The sequence below is a fragment of the Nonomuraea sp. NPDC049028 genome (genome assembly GCF_043197735.1).
In the GTDB taxonomy this organism is placed as follows: domain Bacteria; phylum Actinomycetota; class Actinomycetes; order Streptosporangiales; family Streptosporangiaceae; genus Nonomuraea.
Window position 1 is genome coordinate 19,911 of the sequence record NZ_JBICTR010000001.1, and the last position, 22,080, is coordinate 41,990.

The 22,080-nt window shown below is 68.3% G+C and carries 25 protein-coding genes; 16 read left to right on the plus strand and 9 right to left on the minus strand.

Annotation, left to right across the window (positions count from 1 at the left end; genetic code table 11):
• Positions 1-87: 87 nt before the first annotated feature.
• Entirely contained in the window at positions 88-618 is a 531-nt protein-coding gene (locus ACGFJ2_RS00125) for a PadR family transcriptional regulator (protein ID WP_357940706.1), read from the minus strand.
• Between the two features lie 482 nt (positions 619-1,100).
• Here ACGFJ2_RS00125 and ACGFJ2_RS00130 point away from each other — a divergent pair, with 482 nt between their 5' ends.
• The 5 genes from ACGFJ2_RS00130 (at position 1,101) to ACGFJ2_RS00150 (ending at position 6,144) form a co-directional block, all read left to right on the plus strand.
• A complete protein-coding gene (locus ACGFJ2_RS00130) occupies positions 1,101-1,778 on the plus strand; it encodes a hypothetical protein (protein WP_393463209.1) in 678 nt (225 codons plus the stop codon).
• Positions 1,779-1,881: 103 nt separating this feature from the next.
• Complete coding sequence (locus ACGFJ2_RS00135; protein ID WP_393463211.1) at positions 1,882-3,156, plus strand: sensor histidine kinase; 1,275 nt, start codon at positions 1,882-1,884, stop codon at positions 3,154-3,156.
• On the plus strand, positions 3,153-3,884 hold the full coding sequence (locus tag ACGFJ2_RS00140; protein WP_393463213.1) for a response regulator: 732 nt from the start codon (positions 3,153-3,155) through the stop codon (positions 3,882-3,884). The genes ACGFJ2_RS00135 and ACGFJ2_RS00140 overlap by 4 nt, the downstream gene beginning before the upstream one ends.
• Positions 3,885-4,497: 613 nt before the next feature.
• Complete coding sequence (locus tag ACGFJ2_RS00145) at positions 4,498-4,932, plus strand: hypothetical protein (protein ID WP_393463215.1); 435 nt, start codon at positions 4,498-4,500, stop codon at positions 4,930-4,932.
• A gap of 3 nt (positions 4,933-4,935) precedes the next feature.
• Positions 4,936-6,144, plus strand: a complete 1,209-nt coding sequence (locus tag ACGFJ2_RS00150; protein ID WP_364004151.1) for a cytochrome P450 — start codon at positions 4,936-4,938, stop codon at positions 6,142-6,144.
• A 152-nt stretch (positions 6,145-6,296) separates the two neighbouring features.
• Here ACGFJ2_RS00150 and ACGFJ2_RS00155 read toward each other — a convergent pair whose 3' ends face one another.
• Complete coding sequence (locus ACGFJ2_RS00155) at positions 6,297-6,917, minus strand: TetR/AcrR family transcriptional regulator (RefSeq protein ID WP_393463217.1); 621 nt, start codon at positions 6,915-6,917, stop codon at positions 6,297-6,299.
• Between the two features lie 79 nt (positions 6,918-6,996).
• On the opposite strand from ACGFJ2_RS00155, the gene ACGFJ2_RS00160 reads away from it, so the two are divergent.
• The gene (locus ACGFJ2_RS00160; RefSeq protein WP_393463219.1) at positions 6,997-8,415 is read left to right on the plus strand and encodes a DHA2 family efflux MFS transporter permease subunit; all 1,419 of its coding nucleotides are present in this window, start codon (positions 6,997-6,999) and stop codon (positions 8,413-8,415) included.
• A gap of 138 nt (positions 8,416-8,553) precedes the next feature.
• Here ACGFJ2_RS00160 and ACGFJ2_RS00165 read toward each other — a convergent pair whose 3' ends face one another.
• Complete coding sequence (locus ACGFJ2_RS00165) at positions 8,554-9,561, minus strand: hypothetical protein (protein WP_393463221.1); 1,008 nt, start codon at positions 9,559-9,561, stop codon at positions 8,554-8,556.
• Between the two features lie 169 nt (positions 9,562-9,730).
• On the opposite strand from ACGFJ2_RS00165, the gene ACGFJ2_RS00170 reads away from it, so the two are divergent.
• From ACGFJ2_RS00170 to ACGFJ2_RS00180, 3 genes are all read left to right on the plus strand, one after another.
• The gene (locus ACGFJ2_RS00170) at positions 9,731-10,723 is read left to right on the plus strand and encodes a helix-turn-helix domain-containing protein (RefSeq protein WP_393463223.1); all 993 of its coding nucleotides are present in this window, start codon (positions 9,731-9,733) and stop codon (positions 10,721-10,723) included.
• Positions 10,720-11,169 carry an NUDIX domain-containing protein gene (locus ACGFJ2_RS00175; protein ID WP_357940743.1) on the plus strand — a complete coding sequence of 150 codons (450 nt, stop codon included), beginning with the start codon at positions 10,720-10,722 and terminating at the stop codon, positions 11,167-11,169. The genes ACGFJ2_RS00170 and ACGFJ2_RS00175 overlap by 4 nt, the downstream gene beginning before the upstream one ends.
• Positions 11,170-11,362: 193 nt before the next feature.
• On the plus strand, positions 11,363-11,956 hold the full coding sequence (locus ACGFJ2_RS00180; RefSeq protein WP_357940745.1) for a hypothetical protein: 594 nt from the start codon (positions 11,363-11,365) through the stop codon (positions 11,954-11,956).
• On the opposite strand, the gene ACGFJ2_RS00185 is transcribed toward ACGFJ2_RS00180, so the two are convergent.
• Together ACGFJ2_RS00185 and ACGFJ2_RS00190 are read right to left on the minus strand one after the other, a co-directional pair.
• On the minus strand, positions 11,949-12,599 hold the full coding sequence (locus ACGFJ2_RS00185; RefSeq protein ID WP_393463226.1) for a response regulator: 651 nt from the start codon (positions 12,597-12,599) through the stop codon (positions 11,949-11,951). The two genes, ACGFJ2_RS00180 and ACGFJ2_RS00185, sit on opposite strands and share 8 nt — an antisense overlap.
• A complete protein-coding gene (locus ACGFJ2_RS00190; protein WP_393463228.1) occupies positions 12,596-13,666 on the minus strand; it encodes a sensor histidine kinase in 1,071 nt (356 codons plus the stop codon). Before ACGFJ2_RS00190 ends, ACGFJ2_RS00185 begins: the two co-directional genes overlap by 4 nt.
• A 111-nt stretch (positions 13,667-13,777) precedes the next feature.
• Between ACGFJ2_RS00190 and ACGFJ2_RS00195 the strand changes: the two genes are divergently transcribed.
• Both ACGFJ2_RS00195 and ACGFJ2_RS00200 read left to right on the plus strand, forming a co-directional pair.
• Positions 13,778-14,362, plus strand: coding sequence for a hypothetical protein (locus tag ACGFJ2_RS00195; RefSeq protein ID WP_393463230.1), 585 nt, complete (start codon positions 13,778-13,780; stop codon positions 14,360-14,362).
• 63 nt (positions 14,363-14,425) lie between these two features.
• Positions 14,426-15,493, plus strand: coding sequence for a suppressor of fused domain protein (locus tag ACGFJ2_RS00200; protein WP_358175957.1), 1,068 nt, complete (start codon positions 14,426-14,428; stop codon positions 15,491-15,493).
• Between the two features lie 19 nt (positions 15,494-15,512).
• On the opposite strand, the gene ACGFJ2_RS00205 is transcribed toward ACGFJ2_RS00200, so the two are convergent.
• The 4 genes from ACGFJ2_RS00205 to ACGFJ2_RS00220 all read right to left on the minus strand — a co-directional run bounded on the left by ACGFJ2_RS00205 (position 15,513) and on the right by ACGFJ2_RS00220 (position 18,115).
• Positions 15,513-16,646, minus strand: coding sequence for a winged helix DNA-binding domain-containing protein (locus tag ACGFJ2_RS00205; protein WP_393463232.1), 1,134 nt, complete (start codon positions 16,644-16,646; stop codon positions 15,513-15,515).
• 80 nt (positions 16,647-16,726) lie between these two features.
• Positions 16,727-16,933: a DUF397 domain-containing protein gene (locus ACGFJ2_RS00210; RefSeq protein WP_393463234.1), complete on the minus strand. Its 207-nt coding sequence runs from the start codon at positions 16,931-16,933 to the stop codon at positions 16,727-16,729.
• 196 nt (positions 16,934-17,129) lie between these two features.
• Positions 17,130-17,336 (minus strand): DUF397 domain-containing protein, encoded by a 207-nt coding sequence (locus ACGFJ2_RS00215; protein ID WP_393463236.1) that lies wholly within the window; start codon positions 17,334-17,336, stop codon positions 17,130-17,132.
• Complete coding sequence (locus ACGFJ2_RS00220; RefSeq protein WP_393463238.1) at positions 17,327-18,115, minus strand: helix-turn-helix domain-containing protein; 789 nt, start codon at positions 18,113-18,115, stop codon at positions 17,327-17,329. The genes ACGFJ2_RS00215 and ACGFJ2_RS00220 overlap by 10 nt, the downstream gene beginning before the upstream one ends.
• 253 nt (positions 18,116-18,368) lie before the next feature.
• Here ACGFJ2_RS00220 and ACGFJ2_RS00225 point away from each other — a divergent pair, with 253 nt between their 5' ends.
• From ACGFJ2_RS00225 to ACGFJ2_RS00245, 5 genes are all read left to right on the plus strand, one after another.
• Positions 18,369-18,656, plus strand: coding sequence for a hypothetical protein (locus ACGFJ2_RS00225; protein WP_393463240.1), 288 nt, complete (start codon positions 18,369-18,371; stop codon positions 18,654-18,656).
• The gene (locus tag ACGFJ2_RS00230; RefSeq protein WP_393463242.1) at positions 18,653-19,141 is read left to right on the plus strand and encodes an ATP-binding protein; all 489 of its coding nucleotides are present in this window, start codon (positions 18,653-18,655) and stop codon (positions 19,139-19,141) included. The genes ACGFJ2_RS00225 and ACGFJ2_RS00230 overlap by 4 nt, the downstream gene beginning before the upstream one ends.
• 54 nt (positions 19,142-19,195) lie before the next feature.
• On the plus strand, positions 19,196-19,639 hold the full coding sequence (locus ACGFJ2_RS00235) for a MarR family winged helix-turn-helix transcriptional regulator (protein ID WP_393463244.1): 444 nt from the start codon (positions 19,196-19,198) through the stop codon (positions 19,637-19,639).
• Between the two features lie 146 nt (positions 19,640-19,785).
• A complete protein-coding gene (locus ACGFJ2_RS00240) occupies positions 19,786-21,099 on the plus strand; it encodes an MFS transporter (RefSeq protein WP_393463246.1) in 1,314 nt (437 codons plus the stop codon).
• A 112-nt stretch (positions 21,100-21,211) separates the two neighbouring features.
• A complete protein-coding gene (locus ACGFJ2_RS00245; RefSeq protein WP_393463248.1) occupies positions 21,212-22,036 on the plus strand; it encodes an NAD(P)H-binding protein in 825 nt (274 codons plus the stop codon).
• The last annotated feature ends 44 nt before the right edge of the window (positions 22,037-22,080 follow it).

Here is a 22,080-nt window from a genome sequence, read left to right on the forward strand (position 1 = left end):
TCATCGGTAACCAAATTTGGGTAACCAAATTTGGGTATCGAACTATGACTCATCGGCCTCCCCACCGTCAACTCGAATCCCGGTCGCTCAGGCCGGTTCGTCGCCCCGTTCCAACCTGCCGATCAGGCCACGGGTCCACGCCGCGTCGTTCGCCGCCTGCGCCGCGCGCAGGCCGAACAGCTCCCTCAGGTGCCTTGGCCGCTCTTGCTCGTCCATCGCGGCCACGATCCGCGCCTGCTCGACCTCCAGCGCTCGCAACCGCTCCTTGAGCAGCTCCAGCGCCTCCTTCTCAGGCAGGGCGGGCAGCAGCGCGAGGGCTGCGCCGAGCAGCTCCGGGCGCCGGTCCGGCACGCTCAGGGCACTTCTCAGCAGCCCGAAGAACTCGGCCTCGCCCTTGTCATTGATGGCGTAGTCGATGCGGCCCGGCCACTCGTGCACTTCGGTGGCGTCCAGCAGGCCGTCCTTGGCCAGCTGGCGGAGAGCGTGGTAGATCGACCCCGACCTGAGCCCTGCCCATTGTGCGACCTCCCACGAATCCAGCTCGGATCCGACCAGGTAGCCGTGTGCCTGACCGTGCAGCCGTACCACGCCGAGGACCAGCAGTCGCGTCGCCGACATCGTCTCCCTCACTCGCCGTGGGCACGTCGTACCCACCGATCACGCGCCCGCCCCAGGCTAGCCCTCCGTGGAGCGGAGCCGGGACGGTGCTCCTTCAGGCCACTGATCCAGCGCCAGCGGTTCGGCGGGCGCCGGTGCGGGCCCTGCCATCCCTGCGAGGGTTGCGCCCGTTCGCCAAGCCGGGTGACGACCCTGGCCAGGGGAGGGAGGACGACGCGCTGAAGTACGGCGACCGACACCGACGGCGCGGCTCGGGGCAAGGGCGCCGCCCCGAGGTACGCGCGGGAGCACCGAGCGGCATGGTGTCTGGTCTCAAGACCGGACTGGAAGCCGACACAAGGCAGACCCGTACGACCACAGTCTGACCTGAAAGTGTGGCCCGTGCTCCGACGACGCGGCGCACGCGGCTGCAGCATCGTTGGCCCATGACTTTCCCGACTCCGTCAATCGCCGTTTCGAGTCCTGTCCTACCCGGACGCTGGGTGGGCGGCGCCTCCCTCATCGTTGGCCCCCTGCTACTGCTCGCTGGGATCCTGCTTCGCCTGCGCTACGACTTCTTCTTCCCCGCGCAACTGAGCGCTTACGAGCACGATCCGGACCTCATGACGACCTCCTACAGCCTTGTCGCCGCCGGGTGGGTGCTGCTCTGGCCGGGAGTCGTGCTTCTCGCTGTCAGGATCGGCGAAGGTTTCCGGGAGCTGGCTGTATGGGGCGGCACCTTAACGGTCCTCGGCCTGTTCGCCCGGGCGTTTCATGCCGGTGTCGATCATCTGGACTTCCAGCTGGTGACCGTTCAGGGGGCCGCATCGGCGACGCGAACGGTGAGCGAGACCTACGGCGCGTTCCACGTCTTCAGCGCACTCAACGCCGCCATCATGGGCGGCTGGATTCTGCTGGCCATCGGCGCGTACCGCTCGGGGGTTTTCGGACCGCTACGAGCTTTGGCCCTCGGCTTGGCATCGGCGATGCCGCTGGGGGTGCTGAAGGGGACGACTCCTTGGTCGGTCGCCGCCGCCGCGGGACTGTGCGTCGCGCTCATCCCTCTGGGCGTGGCCACATTGCGCACCGGTCCGGTCCCGCGAACGACCACGGTGGCCGGCAGGCTCCTCCTGGTAGGCGTCGTGGGTATCGCCATGTTCTTCTTCGGACAGGCCGGATGATGGGGCGGCTTCGGGCAGACCCGATGAATGGGCATCTGGGGCAGGCCGTATGAGCGGGGACCTTCGGGGAGGGCGGATGAGCGGGCATCGATATCGTCGTGCGATGCACATAGCCCAGTGGCGCCTGCGGGCACGCGAGCACCTGCGGACACGCGTTCACCTGGGGACACGTGCGCACCTGCTGGCACTCGACGCCTGCGTGGCGGCCGTCGTGGTGGCCGTGCACGTGTCACTGGCCGGCCAAGACGACTCGGACGGCTTGCCGCAGTTCTCCGGTCCGTGGTGGCTGGGCTGGCTGGTGGCCGTCTGTGTGGGAGCGCCGGTGGCTGTGCGGCGCCTGTGGCCTCTGCCTGCCCTGGCCGTGGTTCTGGGCGCTTCGGCAGCGGCGACATTCCTCGATATCACCCGCGATCCCTACGTTTCCACGGCCCTGGCCGCCTACGTGGTGGCGCTCGCCGAGCCGGTACGCCGGGCTTCGGCGGCGCTGGTCCTGACCCTGGTGGTCTCGGCAGCCGCGGTCATCACAGGTGAGGCGGTCATGACACCATCCGGTCCGTGGTCGGAAGCCGCCGGCACCGCGGCGCTCGTCTGGCTGGTCATCGGCGCGGCGTGGGCCGCCGGCCGTGTCGTGCGCCAACGGAGAGCCCGAGCCGCCCGACAGGAGCGGCGCCTGGCCGAAGAGGCGCTGAGCGAGGAGCGCTTACGCATCGCCAGGGAGCTGCACGACATCGTCTCGCACAGCCTCAGCGTGATCGTGGTCAAGGCGGCGGTCGCCAACCATGTGGCCGAGGAACGTCCCCAAGAGACGCGCGACGCCGTTCAGACGATCGAGCAGACCGGCCGGGAGGCACTCGCTGAGATGCGGCGTGCCCTGGGGGTGCTGCGCGGCGAAACCGCCGGTCAGCACGCGGGCGAGCCCGGCTCGCCGAAGATGGCTCCCCTTCCCGGACTGGATGACCTGCCGGCCCTCATCCAACGCGCCGAACAGGCGGGAGTCCGTACCAAACTCCGCACCCAGTTGGCCGTCCACCTCCCCGCAGGACCGGCGCTGGCCATCTACCGGATCGTGCAGGAGGCACTGACGAACGTGGTCAAGCACGCCGGCGCCGGAACCCACTGCCTGGTGACGATCACTGTCGACTCGGGAGGAGACGCGCATATCGAGGTGGTCGACGACGGAGCCGGCAACGTGGTGGTGTCCGATGGGGCGGAGCTCAAGGGCGGGCACGGACTCGTGGGGATGCGCGAACGCGTGATGATGTACGGGGGGACGTTGGCCGTCGGCCCGCGACCCGGCGGCGGCTTCGCCGTGTCAGCTCGTCTCCCGCCCGAACCCGAGCACAACACGGCCACGAGCCGGAAAGAGGGAGCCGCGTGACCGAACCGATCCGGGTAGAACCGGTCCGGGGGGAGGGGAGTGTGTCCGAACCGATCCGGGTACTCGTCGCTGATGACCAGTCGCTGCTCCGAGGCAGCTTCCGGGTCCTTATCGACACCGCCCCTGGGCTGACCGCGGTGGGCGAGGCGAGCAACGGTGCCGAAGCCGTAGAGAGCGCACGACGACTCTGCCCGGATGTGGTGCTGATGGATATCAGGATGCCCGGAATGGATGGCATCGAGGCGACCCGGAACATTGCCAGATCTCCCGAGACAGCCGGGACACGCGTTCTCATCCTCACCACCTTCGACCTCGACGAGTACGTATACGGTGCGCTGCGGGCCGGGGCGGCCGGGTTCCTCCTCAAAGACACCTCTCCCGATGTCCTGCTGGCAGGCATCCGCACGGTCGCCGCCGGTGAGGCCCTTCTCGCACCGTCGGTGACCCGACGCCTGATCGCCGAGTTCGCTCGTCTTCCCCATGGACACCAGGCGCCGGGCACCTCGCTGGACGATCTCACGGAGCGCGAGCGTGAGATTCTGGTGCTCGTGGCACGTGGGCTCTCCAACGCCGACATCTCCGAATACCTGCACCGCAGCACCGGCACCGTCAAGACGTACATCGGCCGGCTGCTGAGCAAGCTGGGGGCGCGGGACCGCGCGCAGTTGGTGATCAGCGCTTACGAGTCAGGGCTGGTGAGCGCCGCTCATCCATCGACCGATTCCTGAACCCGATCGCACGCGTGAAGTTCGCATCCTCGCCTGTTCGCGCGTTTGCCCGCGTGAGGTTCGACGTTCGCACGCGCGATGTTCTGCTGAACGTACGCCTGTTCGCACCCGTGAAGTTGGCCCGTTGCTCCGTTGCTGCGTTGGCCCATTCGCCTCTTCGCGCGTTTGTCCGTTGGCCGGTTCGCCTCTTCGCGCGCGACGTTTGCCGATCGCGACGGGTTAGCTGCGCAGCCGCCGCAGACCCGGTCTCTCGGCCTCCTCCGGAAGCTGACGTAGGCAGCCGGCGCGCCGAAGACACCCGTATGGGCAGCGCCTCTTAGGTGTAGGTCGTTGCGATGCCTCCGCCTCTGGTGTCGCCACGATCTCTGCCGCAGCACGTCAGCGGGTAGCCGCGCTCAGTAGCCCATCCAGCACCCGGGCCCCGCAGCCCGCAGCACCAGCCGCGGCAGCCGGTCCGGTGCTGCGGTTGGCCACCGTCGACCATTGGTCGCCACGCATCGTTTCGGCTTAAATCAAGCAGTTGACTTAATCTGATGACGAGAGTTTACTGACAATGCAGGGGAGCCGGTTCGGGAGGAGTCCTGGTGAGGCGCGATGACATACCGATGTGCCAGTGAGATGTGCCGGTGTCACCGAGCATCTGGCCGCCAAGGGCAACCCCACCTGGTTCGCCCGCTTCGGCGCCCAAGTGATGACCAACCCGGCCCTGCACGAGGTCATGATCGACGGGGCGCTCACCTCTTCCTCGCTCGTACGGATCCCGGACGGCCTCAACCGTTGCCTTCCCGACCTGCCGCTGCCGGTACGAGCCGAGCGCAAGCACATGACCAGCACCTTGATGATGCACACGTGCGCGGACCGCGACCGGGCACTGGCCGAGGGCTGCACCACGCCCCGCGCCGGCCGGCACGGCGCGGCGACCGGCCTGATCGCCGGGATCGTCGCAATATGGACGGCGCCCGTGACACGTGAGTCGAACAACGTGGACCCCGATACCGGAACCGAAGCCGAGCGTGGCCTCGCTCCAGCCCTGTGCGGAAGGACGTAAGTCATGACCGAGATCTTGAGTCAGCCCGAAGTCCCGGAGTTCCCCGGCACGAGGGCGGCGCGCTGCCCGTTCGACCCGCCGCCGAACCTGCACGCTCTGCAGAAGGAGGGCCCGCTGGCCAAGGTCCGGCTGTGGGACGGCAGCACGCCGTGGATGGTGACCACGTACGCCGAGCAGCGGGCGCTGCTGGCCGATCCCAGGGTCAGCGCCGAGTTCTCCCGCCCCGGCTACCCGAGGCAGGGTCCCTTCACCGGCTCGTTCGCCAGTTTCATCATGATGGACGACCCCGAGCACCACCGGCTGCGCCGCATGGTCCAGGCTCCGTTCACCGTCAGGCGGGTGGAGGGCATGCGCCCGGCCGTACAGAAGATCGTGGACGATCTGATCGACGATCTGCTGGCCGGGCCGAAGCCGGTGGATCTGGTGGAGGCGTTCGCGCTGCCGGTCCCGTCGCTGGTGATCTGCGAGCTGCTCGGCGTCCCGTACGCCGACCATGACTTCTTCCAGGACAACAGCAAGGTCATGATCAACCGTGGCACCGCGCCCGAGGTCCGTGCCGCCGCCAGCGCCCGGCTGGCCGAATACCTGAACGCCCTGGTGGGCGAGAAACTCGCCAACCCCGCCGGCGACCTGCTGTCCCGGCTGGCCGAGCGGGTCAAGACCGGTGAGCTGTCGCAGCTGGAAGCCGCGCAGATGGGGGTTCTCCTGCTCATCGCCGGGCACGAGACCACCGCGAACATGATCGCCCTCGGCACGTGCGCCCTGCTGCAGAACCCCGACCAGCTCGCGCTGCTGCGCGCCGGCGACGACCCGGAACTGGTCGCCGGGGCCGTGGAAGAGCTGCTGCGCTACCTCAACATCACCCACAGCGGACGCCGCCGGGTCGCCCTGGAGGACATCGAGATCTCCGGCCAGACCATCCGGGCGGGCGAGGGCCTGATCATGCCGAACGACATCGGCAACCGCGACCCCGAGATCTTCCCCAACCCCGACGAACTGGACATCCGCCGCGACGCCCGCCGCCACGTCGCCTTCGGCTTCGGCGTCCACCAGTGCCTGGGCCAGCCGCTGGCCCGGATGGAGCTGCAGGTCGCCTACAGCACCCTCTACAAGCGCATCCCCACGCTGCGCCTGGCGGCCGACCTGGAGCAGATCCCGTTCAAGCACGATGGGGCGGTGTACGGCGTCTACGAACTGCCGGTCACCTGGTAACCCACCCCCACCGGCAGACAGCGGCGGTGTGCCCCGGCCGGCATCCAGGCCCGCGCCCTGCGCATGCGGCCCTGGCGGCTCGACCACCACACGCATAACAGGTCAGGCGTGGCTTGGCATGCTCCTCGGCCGTCGTTAAAGGGCGTCACGGCTCAGGGTGTTCCCCAGGCCCGGACGAACGTCTCCACGGCGGCGCGGGCCATGGTCCGCAGTTCCGAGTCGGTGATCTGCTGCGTCCCCATCCGGGTGCGGGCCTCCAGAGGGCCGGTCAGCAGGGCCATGAACTGCTCGGCCGCCAGGTCGGGGTCGGGGGTGCGCAGGCGTCCGGAGAGCGCGAGCCTGGCCAGCCGGTCGGCCAGAGCCTGGTTGAGCCGGTGCGGGCCGCTGTCCAGGACGAGGTCGAGGGCATCGGGGAACGTGGTGATCTCCGAGTAGAGCAGCCGTTTCAGCGAGCATGATCGCTCGTCGGTGTGCAGCCGGAGCAGCTCGTACGCGACGCCCTCCAGCGCGGCGGGCAGGTCGTCGCCGGGCGCGGCGAGCGGTTCGAGGGCGGCCAGCCGCTCGCTCAGCACGGTCCGCGCGGCGGCCTCCAGGGCGTGCCTGAACAGGGTGGCCTTGTCGGTCATGTGGTTGTACACCGTCGGCTTGGCCACGCCCGCCTCGGCGGCGATGTCCTGTACGCCCGCCTGCGCGTAGCCCAGCCGGGCGAACACCGTGAACGCGCCCTCCAGGATCGCCTGCCGCTTGTCGATCCGCCCGCGCGTGGTGCTCATGCCGTTGATTGTACTCGCCGGTTCAACTTCACTGACTTGAGAGTTGCATGCGAACGCATGGGATCACTACTTTGAACCCATGAGTTCAAATCCTTCGGATGATGACCGGCTGGACCCACGACTGCTGGGCACGATCGCCGTGATCCTGCTCGGCGGGCTGCTGGGGATCCTCAACAGCACCATGGCGGCCGTCGCCACGGACAGCCTGGCCGCGGCCTTCGACACCTCGCTCAGCACGATCGGCTGGGCGTCCACCGGCTTCCTGCTGGCCGTGACGGCCACCATCCCGTTCACCACCTGGGCCGTGGACCGGTTCGGTGGCAGGCGCCTGTGGGTGGCCGGTCTGCTGATCTTCCTGGTCGGCTCGCTCGCAGCCGGGCTGTCCTGGAACGTCGGCGGTCTGATCGCGTTCCGGGTGCTGCAGGGGTTCGGGGCGGGGCTGCTCGATCCGCTCGTACTGATCCTGCTGGCCCGCGCCGCCGGACCGCGCCGAGCCGGGCGGGTGATGGGGCTGATGGGGGTGGTGCTGTCCCTCGGGCCCGTGCTCGGGCCGATCGCGGGTGGCGCGATCCTCGACGCCTTCGAGTGGCGGTGGATGTTCCTGATCGGCGTGCTCGTCGGCGTGGTCGCCCTCGTGCTCGCGCTGCGGGTCATCCCCGCCGACGGGCCCGGCGAGAGCGGCGAGGCGCGACTGGACGTCCTGGGGCTGGCGCTGCTCGGACCCGGCTTCGCGGTGGTGGTGCTGGCTCTGTCGCAGGTGGCCGAGCAGGGCGCGTTCACCGCCTGGCAGGTGCTGCTCCCGCTCGGCGTGGGTGCGGCCGTCCTGATCGGGTACGCCGTGCGCGCGCTTCGCACCACAGCCCCGTTGATCGACCTGAGGTTGTTCGCCAACCGGGGCTTCACGGCGAGTGTCACGATCATGGGCCTCGGTGGGATGGCGGTCTTCGCCTCCCTGTTCGCGCTGCCCCTGTACTACCAGCAGGCACACGGGCACGGCGTACTGGCCGCCGGGCTGCTGATGGCCCCGGTCGGGCTCGGCGGCTCGATCGCCATGCCGGTGGCCGGACGGCTGTCGGACCGGCTCGGCCCACGCGGGCTGGCCACCGGCGGCGCCCTCTTGGCGGCCCTGAGCGGGCTGGCGCTCACCCGGATCGGCGCGGACACCTCGGAGATCTTGCCGGTGCTGGCCTCACTCGGGATCGGGCTGGGCATGGGCTGCTTCAGCGCGCCGGCGATGGGCTCGCTCTACCGGGCGCTGCCGCCGGAGATGGTGGCGCAGGGCAGCTCCGTGCTGTACATGCTCAACCAGCTCGGCGCGGCACTCGGCGTCGCGCTGGTCACACTCATCTTCCAGACCTCTGGCGACCCGATCGGCGGTGTCCACGGGGTCTACTGGTTCGCCGTGGGCATGATCGTGATCGTCATGGTCCTGATTCCGCTCCTGCCGGGCCGGCCGCGGACGCCGGTCGTACAGGATGAGCTCACGACGACCTCGTGAGCATTGGTGGCATGGACGGGATGGGCCGGGTTCCTAACGACCTGGTCGCCGTTGTGGGTGCGGGCCCACCCCGCCGGGCATGATCGTGACCGAGTCGGCGATCCTGGCCGCCGACACTACGGCGCGTTCTGATCGAGATCAGGCAGTTGGCCGCATATCGAGGTCGGAGAAGATGGGTGCACGGAATCGTCTGGCGAACGAGCCGGGCCCGTGCCGGGCGTCGAGCCAGGCGTTGAGATCGCCCAGATCCCCGCTGATCATGGCGGTGATGAGGAGGTGGTGGAGTTCGTGGGGCGTCTCGGTGAGGTCGTCGAGCAGGGCGCGGTATCGGCTGGTGACACTGCGCGCGAACCCGGTGAGGGATCGTAGGTAGGGGTTGGCCGTGCGCCGTGCTGTGCTGATGTCGTCGGTGGAGAGTCGCCCGGTGACGTCGGCGAAGGCGTATTTCGTCAAGTGCGTCGAGTCGGGTGGTTCGGTGAGGCCATGCAGGTCGGCCGTATGGCGGGCGATGGTCGTGGCCTCGATGTCGGTGGCGCCTTCCATGACGATGCCCAGGTTGCGGGTCCGGCGGGCGTCCGGTGGGTCTGGCAGCGAGTATGTGGTGCCGTCCAGCCGGCGGAAGTTGATGCCGTATTGGACGCGGGCGGGCTCGCCGCGTGGGCCGAGCCGGTAGCGGCGGTACGTGCCGAAGTGTAGGCAGTCGTGAGCATAGGCGCGTAGGAGATCCAGCGCGACGGCCTGGGGCGTCGGTGGGGTGGTGTGGCCGGACAGGTTGCCGAACAGGGTGATGGCGGCGTTCATTTGCAGGTGTCGATAGCCCTGGCCGGGGTGGTGGAAACCGCCGAAGGATTGGGCTGAGCCTGCGGCGGCTGTGGAGCGGACGCCGACCCACACGCGCTGCGGTGGGAGCAGGGCGCGGATGCCGATCTCGGCGTAGCGAGTGGACAGCAGTTCGTACCCGGTGCGGAACAGGTCGAGATCGACAGTGGCGGGTCGGGCTGCCAGGAGGTGCGTGAGCGTCTGGAAGGTGATGCCGGGCAGTGGCGCGGGCGCAGCCCCGGTGCGTAGGCCGCGCAGCAGAGCGTGAAGTCGGTGTCGCTCGGCCGGCGTCCCGTCGAGGTGTTCGTTGGCGAGCAGGACGGTCATCGAAAGCCTCTTCTGGATGGGGGATGAGACTTCGAGATCACCACGTTTTCGCAGGTCAGCAGGCCGTTCCGCGTGTCATGCAAACCTGTTTGCATGGCGTGCAACCGCCGCGACAATATGTCATCGCAACGCTACGATGTGTGAGGATCCTCATCGCCAGGAGCCGCTGATGCACGCCGGACAGATCGTGCGTACCGCGCGCCAGGCCAGGAAGATGACACTGGCCGAACTCGGACAATGCTGCGGCTACTCACCCGCTCAGTTGTCGCGCTACGAGCGCGGCAAGACGCCGTTGACCGACATCACCCTGCTGCGGACGTTCGTCGACATCCTGGGGATCTCGCCCGACGCCCTTGGTCTCGCCTCACCCTATGAGGGGTGCGACGGTCCGATCTGCCTGCCGATCTCCGGCGCACCTCGGCTCTCGCCGTTCGACGGTCATGGTGTGGGTGCAGGTGCGGGCGGGGAGGATGATCCGGTGCGACGACGCAGTTTGCTGATCGGAGCCGGCCTCGCGGTGCCTGCCGCTCTGCTGACCAGGGTCGAGGAGGCACTGGCGGTGCTGCCCGCGCCCCAGGCCGCGGCCACCGCCGGCGACGTGACGAGCTTGCTGGGCCGGGCCCGGCTGCGGTTCGACACCGGTGACCTGGCGGCCCTTCTGCGCGGTCTGCCCGGTCTGCTTTCCGCCGGGCATGACGTGCTGGATCGCGCGCCGAGCGACGAACGCCACCTCGCTCTACTGGCGGGCTGCTATGACCTGGCGTCCGAGGCGTTGCAGAAGGTCGGCCGTCTGCAGGCCGGCCGCATCACGGCCGATCGAGCCGTCACCTACGCCGCCCTGTCCGGCGACCTGGTCGCCCAGGCGATGGCCGCCCGGTCCTGTGGCATCGTGCTGCGCCACCAGGGCCATAGGGAACTCGCCGAACAGGTCACCTATGCGGCGGCCACCCGGCTCGACAACAGCGGTCTGCGTACGACCGCTGCTAGCCGCGCACGGGCACGCGCGCACCGAGGTTCGCGACCGCTCCAGCATCCGGGGACTGGCCATCGAGCTGGTACGCCGACATCCGGCCAGCACGGGCGCGGACCGGCTCGCTCTGATCCTGGCCGGAACCTGAGCTCTCCCATCCCACCCACACCGACCCGGGAGATAACGACGTGAACGAGCTGCTGGCCAAGCTGTGGCGCCTGGGCAAGCCCTTGCAGTGGCGCTTGCTGTGGCTCGTGAACGCCAAGTTCATGTGCGGGATCACCGGGGTCACCCGCACCGAGGACGGCCAGGTTCTCCTGCTGCGCCACCGGCTGTGGCCTGCCGACCGGCAATGGGGCTTTCCCACCGGCTACGCCAACAAAGGCGAGAAGCACGAGGACACCATTGTTCGAGAGGTACGCGAAGAGACCGGCCTGACCGTGAAGGTCGGTCGCCTTCTCCAGGTGAACAGCGGCTTCAAGCTCCGCATCGAGATCTTCTACGAGGCCACCCTGATTGGCGGACTCGACAACCTTGCCGTCGACGGCAGGGAGGTCATTGACGCCAGACTGTTCGCCGCGAACTCACTGCCCGATGGGATGCCCGAGGCCCACAAGAGGCTCATCCGGGGAACCTGACCGCAAGGCCCGCCGTGCCCAGGCGCTGCTGCTGCATCGCAAAGCCAGCGCCGCGCTCCACAGCTCCAGGGCAGAGCGTGTTTCCTCGGTGTTATCCCGCCTTCGGAACTCCCTCGGCGGAGGGAGGTGTGAAGCTACGGTCATCCACGACAGTCGTGGAGTCAGTTCACGTTGCGAGCGTTGGAGAAACGTCGTGATCAAAGTTCTGTGCCGCACTGTTGGGGTCCTCTTTCTGGCCGCCGCCGCCACGCCGCAGGCCGGCGTCGCGGCCGCGGCCATCACGTCGGGCGAAGTCGCGCCGACCGCCAGTGCGACCACCGCGTCCATCAAGGGATGGGCGCGGATGTACTTCCCGGCCCCAGGCAACGACGTCCAGGTCACGGTCGATGCCCATGGTGAATTCACCGCGGAGAGCCCCGTCTTCCCCACCCGTGCGTGGGGTACGTTTCGCATCTATCACGCCGTCAAAGAGCCGGGTAAGCCACGCCAGGAGAACTGGGGAGAGGTCGAGGTCGACTGCCTGACGAGCGGCGGCCCTACCGCGACCGTCACAGGCATACTCGTCCGAGCCACCCCAGGCGGCCCATGGGAAGAGCTGGTGAAACGGAAGGTCCGCATGGGCGTGAGCTTCTACGTCGCCGGCAAGGGTGCGGGCCCCAGCCGCATCGGTCTGAGCGGGGCGACATTGCCGGAACAACCGCCGTTGACCAAATGCATGGCCCCTGCCCCTAACGCGCCGGTGATACGGGGCGGCTACGTCCTCAAGGACAAGGGCCCGCTCACATGAGGCGCCCCTCTGCGCCGGCGAAGATGAGGCCGAATTCGTAGGCCAGAACCGCCGCCTGGGTGCGGTCGCGAGCCCCGAGCTTCTCCAGGACGTGGCGGACGTGCGTTTTGACCGTCTCTACGGACACGTACAGGGTCGCCGCGATCTCCGCGTTGTTCTGCCCGTACGCGATGTGCCGCAGTACGTCCAGCTCGCGCGGGGTCAACTCGACCGGCACGCGTGGCTTCGACCTACCGGCATGTGGTGAGGCGATGTGGCGCAGCGCGTCGGGGAAGAGCACCGCGTCGCGGGAATGCACGAGCCGGATGGCATCCACCAGCTCCTCCGCGGGCGCGCGCTTGAGAACGTAGCCGGCCGCGCCGGCGCGCAGCGCACCCCAGACCAGCTGGTCGTTCTCGAACGTCGTGACCACGATGACCCGCGTCGCCGGGGAGCGTCGGGCGAGCTCCTGGGTGGCGGCCAGGCCGTCGAGGCGGGGCATGCGGATGTCCATCAGCACGACGTCCGCGCCACTGCCGGCCTCGACGGCCGCACGACCGTCGGCTGCCTCGCCGACGACCTCGATGTCGTCGTGGAAGGAGAGCATCGTCGACCAACCCGAACGGATCAGCGTCTCGTCGTCGGCCAGGACGACGCGGATCACAGCGGCAGCGTCGCCTGGATGCGCCACGTGCCCTCCATCTTCTTGTGTACGAACATGCCGCCGGCCAACCGGGCCCGCATGCGCATGCCGGTGAGGCCGCGCCCTTCCCGGCCGGGCCGAGGGGAGGTGTCGGCCGTTCTGTTGTCCACGGTGAGGATCAGATCGTCGCCGGTGGCGACGTCGATCACGATCGGGCCCCGCCCGTGACGCAGAGCGTTGGTGAGCGCCTCCCTGGCGATGGCGAAGGCCACGCGAGAGGTGGCGGCCGGAACCCGGTCGAGGCGGCCGACGTTCGCGCGCACGTCGAGGCCGCGGATCAGCTCGCGGAGCGAGTCGAGTGTGGGTGTCTCGGCCGGGTCGCCGTCGTCGAGTACGCGGAGCAGCACGTCGAGGTCCTGCTGGGCGTTTCGGGCGGTGTTCGTCAGATGGCTGAGCGAGTCGCCGACCTCCGGCACGCGCGCGTTCCGCAGCGCCGCTTGAGCGGCCATCGCCTGTACGAGGACGACGCTGAGGGCATGACCGACCGAGTCGTGCAGTTCCATGGCCAGGCTCTGGCGGCGGCCGAGTTCCTCGATGACGCGGGACGGCTCGGCACCCAGCAGCCGGCGCGCCGCCCACCGCTGGCCGAGGCCGGCCGCGACCATCGCGGCCAGTGTGCCCGCCGCGAGGACGCACACCCCGGCCAGCTCACCTGGAGTCGCGCGCCACCGCGATACGTCGCCCAGCCGGACCAACCCAGGAGACAGCAGCAGCACCCCCGCACCAAGGGTGGCGCCGCCGTACAGGTGCAGGCTGGTCAGGGCTGCCAGATAGAGCCGATCGGTCCCCTGGGGCACATCGACGCCGAGCAGTTCCGACAGCGCGGCCCTCTCAAGGCGCCGCATCAACGGCACCGCGGCCAGCAGCATCGCGGCAGGCAGGCACGCGGCCCACAACGCGAACACCCGCACCGGAGTCTGCTCCGCCAGGATGACCAGGCCGAGCGCCACCGCCACCGGGGTCAGCAGCGCGGCCCCCAGCAGTTGGTAAATCCCGGCCCGCACAGCTCGGGCGAAGCGACCTTTCACGGGGACCGACGTTAGCCGACGGCTCGCCGCCCGGCCTCCCTCGTGTGGGGGATGAGCCTGGCTCGGGACAGGTGTGATCCTCAAAGGCACCACTCTTTGAGGAGAATCTTCATGACCGCTGACACCCTGGGGAGCAGACTGCATGGCCGGATCTCGGCGGGCGTCCCCCGCTGGGCCGTGCTGGCCGCCTACGCCATCCCGCTGGCCGTGCTGCCCTCCAGCCTGTGGCGCATCGCCGCCTTCATCGTGAATGTGCCGCTGCTCGAGCCCGGCCCCACGCCTGCTGGGCAGGAACAGCTGAACGGGTGGTGGTACATCCTTCTGCTCAGCGTGGTGAGTGAAGGGGCGGCCCTTCTCGCCGTCGGGCTGGTCAGCGAGTGGGGTGAGGTGTGGCCGCGTTGGGTGCCGGTCCTGCGTGGCCGCCGGGTGCCGGTCATGGCCGCGGTCATCCCCGCTGGTCTTGGCGCGCTCGCGCTGCTGGTCTTCCCCTATGCGATGATCGGCATCAGTCTCGGCGTGAAGTTCAACGGTGACCCGACCGGATTGGTCACGCACGGCTGGCAGACAGTGGTCTTCCATGTCATGTACTGGCCGCTGGCCGTCTGGAGTCCGCTGCTCGCCCTGCTGACGGTGCACTACTATCGCCGCCGCAGCACTGTCGCACCCCGCGGCCGCGCCCTGGTGCCCTCCCAATAAACCTGCCCTTGGATGCGCCGATGTGTTCGCCGGACAAGACTGTGGTTGGATCCGCGCGTGAATATGATTCGAGCGTTTTCGCCGGAGCAGTACGAGCGCGCCCTGGAAGCATGGCAGTGGGCCGATATCGGAGACAAGGTCCCGCTCTTCGCGTCCCCGTTCGGGGACGTCTTCCTCCGCTCCGACGACGGCTGCTGGTTCCTCAGCATCGTGCACGGCACGCTGACCCGGTGCTGGGACGGCGTCGAGGCGCTGCGAGCGGAGCTGGACACGCCGGACGGTCAGGAACGGTATCTGATGGCCGGGCTGGCCCAGGAAGCCGAACGTGCCGGGATCGTCCCCGATGCCGAACAGGTCTACGACTTCAAGCATCCGCCGGTCGCCGGTGGTCGGGTCGCGGTCGACAACATCGACGCCATCGACTTCGTGGTCAGCGTCAACGTCGCCGGCCAGATCCACGGGCAGGTCAAGGACCTACCGGAAGGGACCGAGATCTCCATCTCCACGGACCTGGAGGCGGTCGGCTGGGCGGCGATCGAGACGGCGTTGCACGATCTCTACGGCGACACCGAACCGGTGGGCACCTTCGCACCCGACGTGCCGTACTCGGCCGGCGGTCCCGATCCGTTGGACGCGATCCGGATCTACGCTCGAGACGAGCCGCGACCGCACTGGCACCTCGTGAGCTTCGGGATGTCCGAGCTCTACGAGAAGGTGACCGACGACCCGGAGGAGTCGGGCTGGGGGATCGAGTTCAGCATCCGGGTGGCCCGTGGCCCACAGGACGAAGCGCCGCCGAAGTGGCCGGCCGTGCTGTTGCAGCAGCTGGCCAGGTACGTCTTCGCGGAGCGGCCGTTCGCGCCCGGCCACACGATCCACGTGGCCCGGGGAACGTTCAACGACCGGCCGGACCAGGAGGCGGACAATCCAACCGAACTCGCGGCGCTCGCGTTCGCCGTCGACCCGCAGTTGGCCGTGCTGGACACCCCGCACGGCCGTGTGACGTTCCTGCAGGTCGTTGCACTGACCGAGGCGGAGTACGCCGCGGCCAAGGGCGGCAACGCGGCCGCTGTGCTGGAGCGGGTCGAGCGGGACGTACCGTTGCACATCGTGGACCGGGACAGACGCTAACGATCTTTGCGTGGTGCTGTCACGGCAGTAAACGAACTTCAGCGCTCGGCAACTGCTTGGTCCACCAGTGGGCGTAGCGGCGATAGACAGTGGTCCCGCGGTCCGCCAGGAAGGCCGCCAGTCCCTCGGCCTCCGTCGCGAGCCCCTGCCACGCTTCCTCGTCCAAGCGGTGGAATGCGGTCGCTTCGATGCCGCCCTCGACCGGCCGCCACACGCCGGCGACGAAGCCGTCGACGAGCAGGGTCGGCAGGACGTCGCCGTTGCGCCGGATGACGATCGGGCGGTATTCGGGCGGAATGATGCGGCTGCGATCGGAGTAGGCGAGCAGGACGCTGTCCCACATGGGCAGCAGGCGGGGTGGGGCAGCAGTGTCCTCCGCGGGGAGCGGCGCGCCGGGCACATCGAACAGCGTCACCCCTCCCGGCCCCTCCAGCTCCTCGACCTCGTCGCCCAGAGCCTGCACAGCCAGCCGCAGCACCGACCGTTTGAGCAGGGTGAACTGCGCCAAATCCGGCACGGTGGCAGGGCCGAACGCTCGTAGGTAACGCAGAACCAGTCGCTGTACGGACTCGTCCTCAGATTCCGGACCTGAAGTGGCGGTGCCTGCGTCGAGGAACGACGATCGCGCACCGAACGACCACGGTCCACCGGTCGGCGCGTGATGCAGAGGCGCGAACGTCCGCAGCGCCCACCAAGCGCCCCGCTTGGGCTCCCCGTACCTGTCCTTGAGGAAGCCCTCGATCTCGGCGCTGGTGCGCGGACTGGCCACGAACTCCGCGAGATGGGGAAGGAGGGCATCGGCGTCGGCGATGGACAATCCGCTCGACGTGAAGCGGGAGTGGCCCAGCCGCGCGGCCCGTACCGTGCGCCGCATCGCGGTGTGGAAGTACGGGTAGTCCTCGGCGTGCACCGCGTGCAATGTGATGCGCAGCAGTGTGGCCTTGACCACCTCGCGGTCGGCGAACGCGACGTCCAGCTCTTTCGCGTCGAAGTCGGTGAGCCGGTTCCACAGGGCGACATACGGTGACGGGGCCTCCTGCGCCTGCAGGGCGACGAGCCGGCGGACGGCGTCGGCCACGGTCAGTGGTTCGCGCCGTAACAGCAGTTGCCGGGCGAGCGTGGCCCGGTTGAGCTGTCGGGCGGTGAGTCTCATCTCCCCGGTCCTTGTCTTCGACGGCGGCGGCCATCAGCGCCTGTCGTCATCCAGCGACGGGGAGCGTGATGTGGATGATTTTACGGCAGAAGGGGGAAGCCGCCGGACTTGAGGCCGGTGATGAATGTCCTCCACTCGGCGGGGGTGAAGATCAGTTTGGGGCCTTCTGGGTCCTTGCTGTCCCGAACCGCGACTACCCCGGGAAGATTCGTGGCGACTTCAACGCACTGGCCGCCGTTGTCTGAAGAGCGCGGCGACTTCCGCCATACGGCGCCGCTCAGATCCATGCGTGTCTCGCTTCTTCGATCAACTTGAGGGATATGCGCTCAGGATAAGCCCACAGCCGTAGGACCTCATAGCGTTCCCAAATCGAGGACATAACGGCATGCTCCATCGTGATATGCGCCCGCGTCGTGCTGACCGACTTGGTGTTCTTGAGGTAAATGGTGAAGCGGTAGATCCGATTGGCGCGGTGACCGAGAGTCATGGCAGAGTGTCGAAGTCGCCGACTTTGAGGCCGATGATGAACGCCTTCCAGTCGGTGGGGGCGAAGATCAGTTTGGGGCCTTCTGGGTCCTTGCTGTCGCGTACGGCGACTACGCCGGGAAGGTTCGTGGCGACTTCAACGCACTGGCCGCCGTTGCCTGAAGAGCGCGACGACTTCCGCCACACGGCCCCGCTTAGGTCCATTTGTGCCTCGCTTCTTCGATCATCTTGCGGGATATGCGCTCAGGATAGGCCCATATTCGTATGGCCTCATAGCGCTCGCAAATTGAGGTCACAACGTCGAGGTCAGCGGTGATCTGCGCCTGAGCCGGTGCGTCTGAGCTGATGACACTGGGTTGCCCGTTCGGGAGTTCTGCGATCATGAAAGGTCCTGCCAGACCGGGGAGGCAATCCGGGTCGACAACCTGGATGAAGACTGATGGATGCGCCGCGACCTCCAGCAGGCGGTCAAGCTGTTCGCGCATCACTTCCGGTCCACCGACCCGGCGGTGCAACACGCCCGCGTCGAACAGCACGGAGACGAGGGGTGGCCTGCCTCGGTCGAGGATGCGCTGCCGTCGCATCCGGGCCTCGACTCTCTCCTTCACCCCGTCGGGGGTGGCTCGGGGTTCCATGCTGAAGATGTGGCGGGCATATGCCTCGGTCTGGAGAAGGCCCGGAATGAGCAAGGGGTCCCACGAGCGCAACACCACAAGCGTCGGCTCGATCTCTTCAGCCCAGTTCCGGAACCAGGTCGGGCTGCCCGGCTGGGCGGTGATGCTCTGGTAGAGGCGGGTGAAGGAGACGCCCTCGGCCATGCCGAAGAGCTGGTCCAGTCGTTCGGCGTCGGACCGCGACGGTGTGCGGGTCGCCTTCTCCAGCCTGCTCACCTGCGTCTGCGTGCACCCCAGCCGGGACGCCACGGCGGCCTGCGACAGCTCGGCGGCCTCCCGGAGTCGCCGCATCTCGGCGCCGAATCGCACGCGAGGAGACCCCGGGTCGAGAGACGGCACAACGTGCATCACATTTCCTCTCTAATCAGAGAAAAACGGAAACGCTCTTTGGGTGGCTACACCATTTAAACCACGCCTGACCAGTGGCTGTCATTATGCGTGCTGCCTTGGCTTGGTGACTCGGTCGCCGACTCGACGCCATGAAGGCACGCTAAAGCACAGCCTCTCTTTTCTGGCAGCAGATAAAGAAGGTTACCCATGACTTTCTATGGTCGGGAGAGAAATGACGGCGTGCGAACAGTGCGAGAGATTCGACCGGCTGGCTCGGCTGGCCTGGGAGCTGCACAGTCTGGGCATCCGCGTCTCCCTGGGCGTCCCCCTGACCGGCCGGCCGGTTCTGGAGGTGGTTTCGGAGAGCGGCGCCAAGGTTCACATCACCGCCATTCGCCGTCGCTGCGGCTGGGTGTTCAGCTGGCGGCCATGGTGGGCGCGGTTGTGGCGGCGCGACAAATGGGTGGTGGCTCACGCGGCCAACGTCGCCGACATCATCGCGGCGGAGGTGAACGCATGAGAAGGCCGCTCCGTCATTGCGACGAATCGCCCAAGACGTCATTCACGCACGCCGCCTGGCGCAGGGAATTCCCGGCGACGGCGATATCCGTTCCCGAGGCCCGCGAATGGGCGGGTTCCCTGTTGTGCGTCGGCGTCCCGTCCCCGTTTCTCGACGACGTGCTCCTGTTGCTGAGCGAGGTCGTTACCAACGCCATCACCCATTCCGACTCCGCCCACACTCTCGGCGGTCAGGTGGCGGTCCAGATCACTCGCACGGGCGCGAACGTGCTGGTGGAGGTGGCCGATGCCGGTTCCGCCACCACCGCGCCCGCAGTACGCGCCCCGACTCCCGACGATGACGGAGGTCGGGGTCTGTGGCTGGTGGATCTGCTGGCCGAGGAATGGGGATTCCACCGCGACGAGACCGGCGGATCGGTCTGGTTTCGGTTGGCCGAGCCATCTGTTTTGGCTGTTCAGGGGCAGGACGGACCTTTGCCTCCGTGATGAGAAAGACAGTCGAAACTGTACAGTTTGAACTGAACAACATAGGCTGGAAGCGTGGGCAACAAGACCGAGGACGCCTCCGCCGTCCGCACCGCGCGCGCCATTCGGGTGACCATCGGCCGCCTGCGCCGTCGCATCCTGAATGTGAACGACGCCGCGGACATCACCCTCTCCCAGGCGTCCGTCCTCGCCCGGCTGTCCAAGAACGGGCCCGCCACGGCGAGTGATCTCGCCGCCGTGGAAGGCGTACGCCCGCAGTCCATGGCCACCACGGTCGCGGCGCTCTCCCGCCTCGGGCTCGTGGAGCGCCACCCCGATCTCAATGACGGCCGCAAGCGGCTCGTCACCCTCACCGACTCCGGCCGCGAACGCGCCGAGGGCGACCGCGCGGCCCGCCAAGCCTGGCTGGCCCGCGTCCTGGAGGAGCGGTGCACCGAGAGTGAGCGGCAGACGGTCGTGAAAGCGATGGCCGTTCTGGAGAAGCTGATCGAATCATGAGCGATGACAAGCACCCGGCAACGGCCGACGCGACGCCGCACGCGGGCCACAGCTCAAGAGGTGACCACGCCAGGCGTAACGGTGCCAGAGGTGATTGTGCACGGGGCGACTCGGGTGAGCGGTTTGATCGTCGTCTGATACCGCCGATGATCCTCGGGTCGGTTCTCAATCCGATCAACTCGACGATCATCGCCGTCGCGCTCGTCCCCATCGGTGTCGCCTTCGGGGCTCCGCCCTCGGAGACCGCCTGGCTCGTCTCGGCGCTCTATTTCGCCACCGCGCTCGGGCAGCCGGTCGTCGGGCGCCTCATCGACCTCTTCGGGCCGCGCCGACTCTTCCTGATCGGCGCCGCCCTGGTCGGCGTCGCGGGCGTCGTCGGGATGTACGCCCCCAACCTGGGCGTTCTCATCGCGGCCCGGGTGGTGCTCGGTTTCGGCACCTGCGCCGGATACCCGGCCGCGATGTCGCTACTGCGTCGCGAGGCGGACCGTACCGGGAACGACAACCCCCGTGGGGTGCTCACCACGCTCGCCGTCGCCACCCAGACCGTTGCCGTCATCGGCCCCGCGCTCGGTGGTCTGCTGATCGGCGTTGGCGGCTGGCGAGCCACCTTCGCCCTGAGCATCCCGCTCGCCGCGGGCGCGCTGATCCTCGGGGCACTGCGGCTGCCGAAAACGCCGCCCACCAGTCGTGGCGACATCGCCGCGCGCCTGGATCTGCCCGGCGCCGGTCTGTTCACGGTCATGCTCATGGCGTTGCTGCTCTTCCTGATGAACCTGAGCGTCAGGTCGCTGTACCTGCTCGCCATCGCCGCCGCGGCGGCCGCCGCGTTCGTGTGGCGTGAGTTGCGCGCCCCCGAGCCGTTCATCGACCTGCGGGTGCTCGGCGGCAACCGCCCTCTGCTCGCCACCTACGCGCGCGCCCTGGTCGCGTACGTCGTCGCCTACGCCTTCCTCTTCGGCTTCACCCAGTGGGTGGAGGAGGGCCGCGGCCTGTCCGCCTCCCAGGCCGGGCTCGTACAGCTGCCGATGTTCCTGCTGGCCATCGTCGTCTCCACGCTCACCGGCCGCCGTAAGGGGGTGTGGGGCAAGCTCGTCGTCGGCGCGGTCGGACAGATCGTCGCGTGCGTGCTGATGCTGTTCCTGTACGCCAGCAGCCCGGTCTGGATGCTGCTCGTCGTCGCCTTGGTGTTCGGCGTGCCGCAGGGGCTCAACAACCTCGGGTTGCAGAACTCGGTGTACCGGCAGGCCGATCCGGAGCGCATGGGCGCCTCGTCCGGGCTGCTCCGTACCTTCTCGTACATGGGCTCGATGGTCGCGTCCGCCGCGTCCGCGTTCGCCTTCGGCCGGCACGCCGACACCGGCGGCATGCACGTGCTGGCCTGGGTGATGATCGGCGCCGCGACGCTGTTCCTGCTGATCACGGTCGTCGACCGCAGCCTGGGTCGACTAGCCGTCTGAGCTCAAGCGCGACGATTGCGTATGAATCGCAGACTTATAAGCATTGGTCATCTCATCTGCTCCTCCTACGGTTGACCATCAGTAGAAACCACTGATGGATGGGAGGCGCAGGATGCCGCAACGGATTTTGGTCACCGGGGCGACCGGCACGGTCGGTCGTCACGTGATGGCGCAGCTACTGGAGACCGGGGTAGAGGTGCGCGCGCTGACCCGGGAACCGGTCGATCTGCCACCGGCTGTCGAGGGCGTGCGCGGTGACCTCTCGGTCCCTGATTCTCTGGATGCCGCTTTCGACGGGGTTGAGGCGGTGTTCCTGGTCTGGCCGTTCGCGTCGGCCGAAGGGCTGGAGATGGTGCTCAAGGTGATGGCGGAGAGGGTGGTGTACCTGTCGTCGGCGGCTGTGCGTGACCATGAACGGCGGGCCGAGCAGCTGATCGGACGGTCTGTGCCGCAATGGACGATCCTGCGCCCGCACGCCTTCGCGGCCAACGCCCTGCGCTGGGCCGAGCAGATCCGCGGCGGGGGAGTGGTGCGTGAGCCGTACGGTCAGGCCGCGATGTCCCTCGTGCACGAGCGGGACATCGCCGCGGTCGCGGTGCGGGCACTGACCCAGGACGGGCATGCCGGCTCCGTGTACGAGCTGACCGGGCCGCACTCCCTGACCCAGGCCGAGCAGGTACGCGTCATCGGCGAGGTGATCGGCCATCCCGTGCGCTGGGAGGAGACCTCGCCGGAGGACGCCCGGCGGCAGATGCTGGCCCGCGGCTGGCCGGCCGAGGCCGTGGACAGCATCCTGAGCGCCCAGGCCGAGATGACGCGCGGCCCGGCGCCGGTTACCGCCACTGTGGAGGAGGTGACCGCGACTGCGGCACGCACGTTCCGCTCGTGGGCGGCCGAACACGCGCACGCCTTCGAGCCGCTCGTCCGTGACGAGTAGGCGCCGAACCGACGGCCGCCGCTGGAACATCCGGGCTCTGGCAC

Bases quoted from the DNA above. Each gene is read 5' to 3' on its own strand.
- ACGFJ2_RS00215 (WP_393463236.1), bottom strand. From the start codon at position 17,336: ATGGACCTAAGCGGGGCCGTGTGGCGGAAGTCGTCGCGCTCTTCAGGC.
- ACGFJ2_RS00230 (WP_393463242.1), top strand. From the start codon at position 18,653: ATGAGAAGGCCGCTCCGTCATTGCGACGAATCGCCCAAGACGTCATTC.
- ACGFJ2_RS00150 (WP_364004151.1), top strand. From the start codon at position 4,936: ATGACCGAGATCTTGAGTCAGCCCGAAGTCCCGGAGTTCCCCGGCACG.
- ACGFJ2_RS00135 (WP_393463211.1), top strand. From the start codon at position 1,882: ATGCACATAGCCCAGTGGCGCCTGCGGGCACGCGAGCACCTGCGGACA.
- ACGFJ2_RS00165 (WP_393463221.1), bottom strand. From the start codon at position 9,561: ATGACCGTCCTGCTCGCCAACGAACACCTCGACGGGACGCCGGCCGAG.
- ACGFJ2_RS00170 (WP_393463223.1), top strand. From the start codon at position 9,731: ATGCACGCCGGACAGATCGTGCGTACCGCGCGCCAGGCCAGGAAGATG.
- ACGFJ2_RS00155 (WP_393463217.1), bottom strand. From the start codon at position 6,917: ATGAGCACCACGCGCGGGCGGATCGACAAGCGGCAGGCGATCCTGGAG.
- ACGFJ2_RS00160 (WP_393463219.1), top strand. From the start codon at position 6,997: ATGAGTTCAAATCCTTCGGATGATGACCGGCTGGACCCACGACTGCTG.
- ACGFJ2_RS00240 (WP_393463246.1), top strand. From the start codon at position 19,786: ATGATCCTCGGGTCGGTTCTCAATCCGATCAACTCGACGATCATCGCC.
- ACGFJ2_RS00210 (WP_393463234.1), bottom strand. From the start codon at position 16,933: ATGGATCTGAGCGGCGCCGTATGGCGGAAGTCGCCGCGCTCTTCAGAC.
- ACGFJ2_RS00205 (WP_393463232.1), bottom strand. From the start codon at position 16,646: ATGAGACTCACCGCCCGACAGCTCAACCGGGCCACGCTCGCCCGGCAA.
- ACGFJ2_RS00245 (WP_393463248.1), top strand. From the start codon at position 21,212: ATGCCGCAACGGATTTTGGTCACCGGGGCGACCGGCACGGTCGGTCGT.
- ACGFJ2_RS00225 (WP_393463240.1), top strand. From the start codon at position 18,369: ATGACGGCGTGCGAACAGTGCGAGAGATTCGACCGGCTGGCTCGGCTG.
- ACGFJ2_RS00125 (WP_357940706.1), bottom strand. From the start codon at position 618: ATGTCGGCGACGCGACTGCTGGTCCTCGGCGTGGTACGGCTGCACGGT.
- ACGFJ2_RS00195 (WP_393463230.1), top strand. From the start codon at position 13,778: ATGACCGCTGACACCCTGGGGAGCAGACTGCATGGCCGGATCTCGGCG.
- ACGFJ2_RS00200 (WP_358175957.1), top strand. From the start codon at position 14,426: ATGATTCGAGCGTTTTCGCCGGAGCAGTACGAGCGCGCCCTGGAAGCA.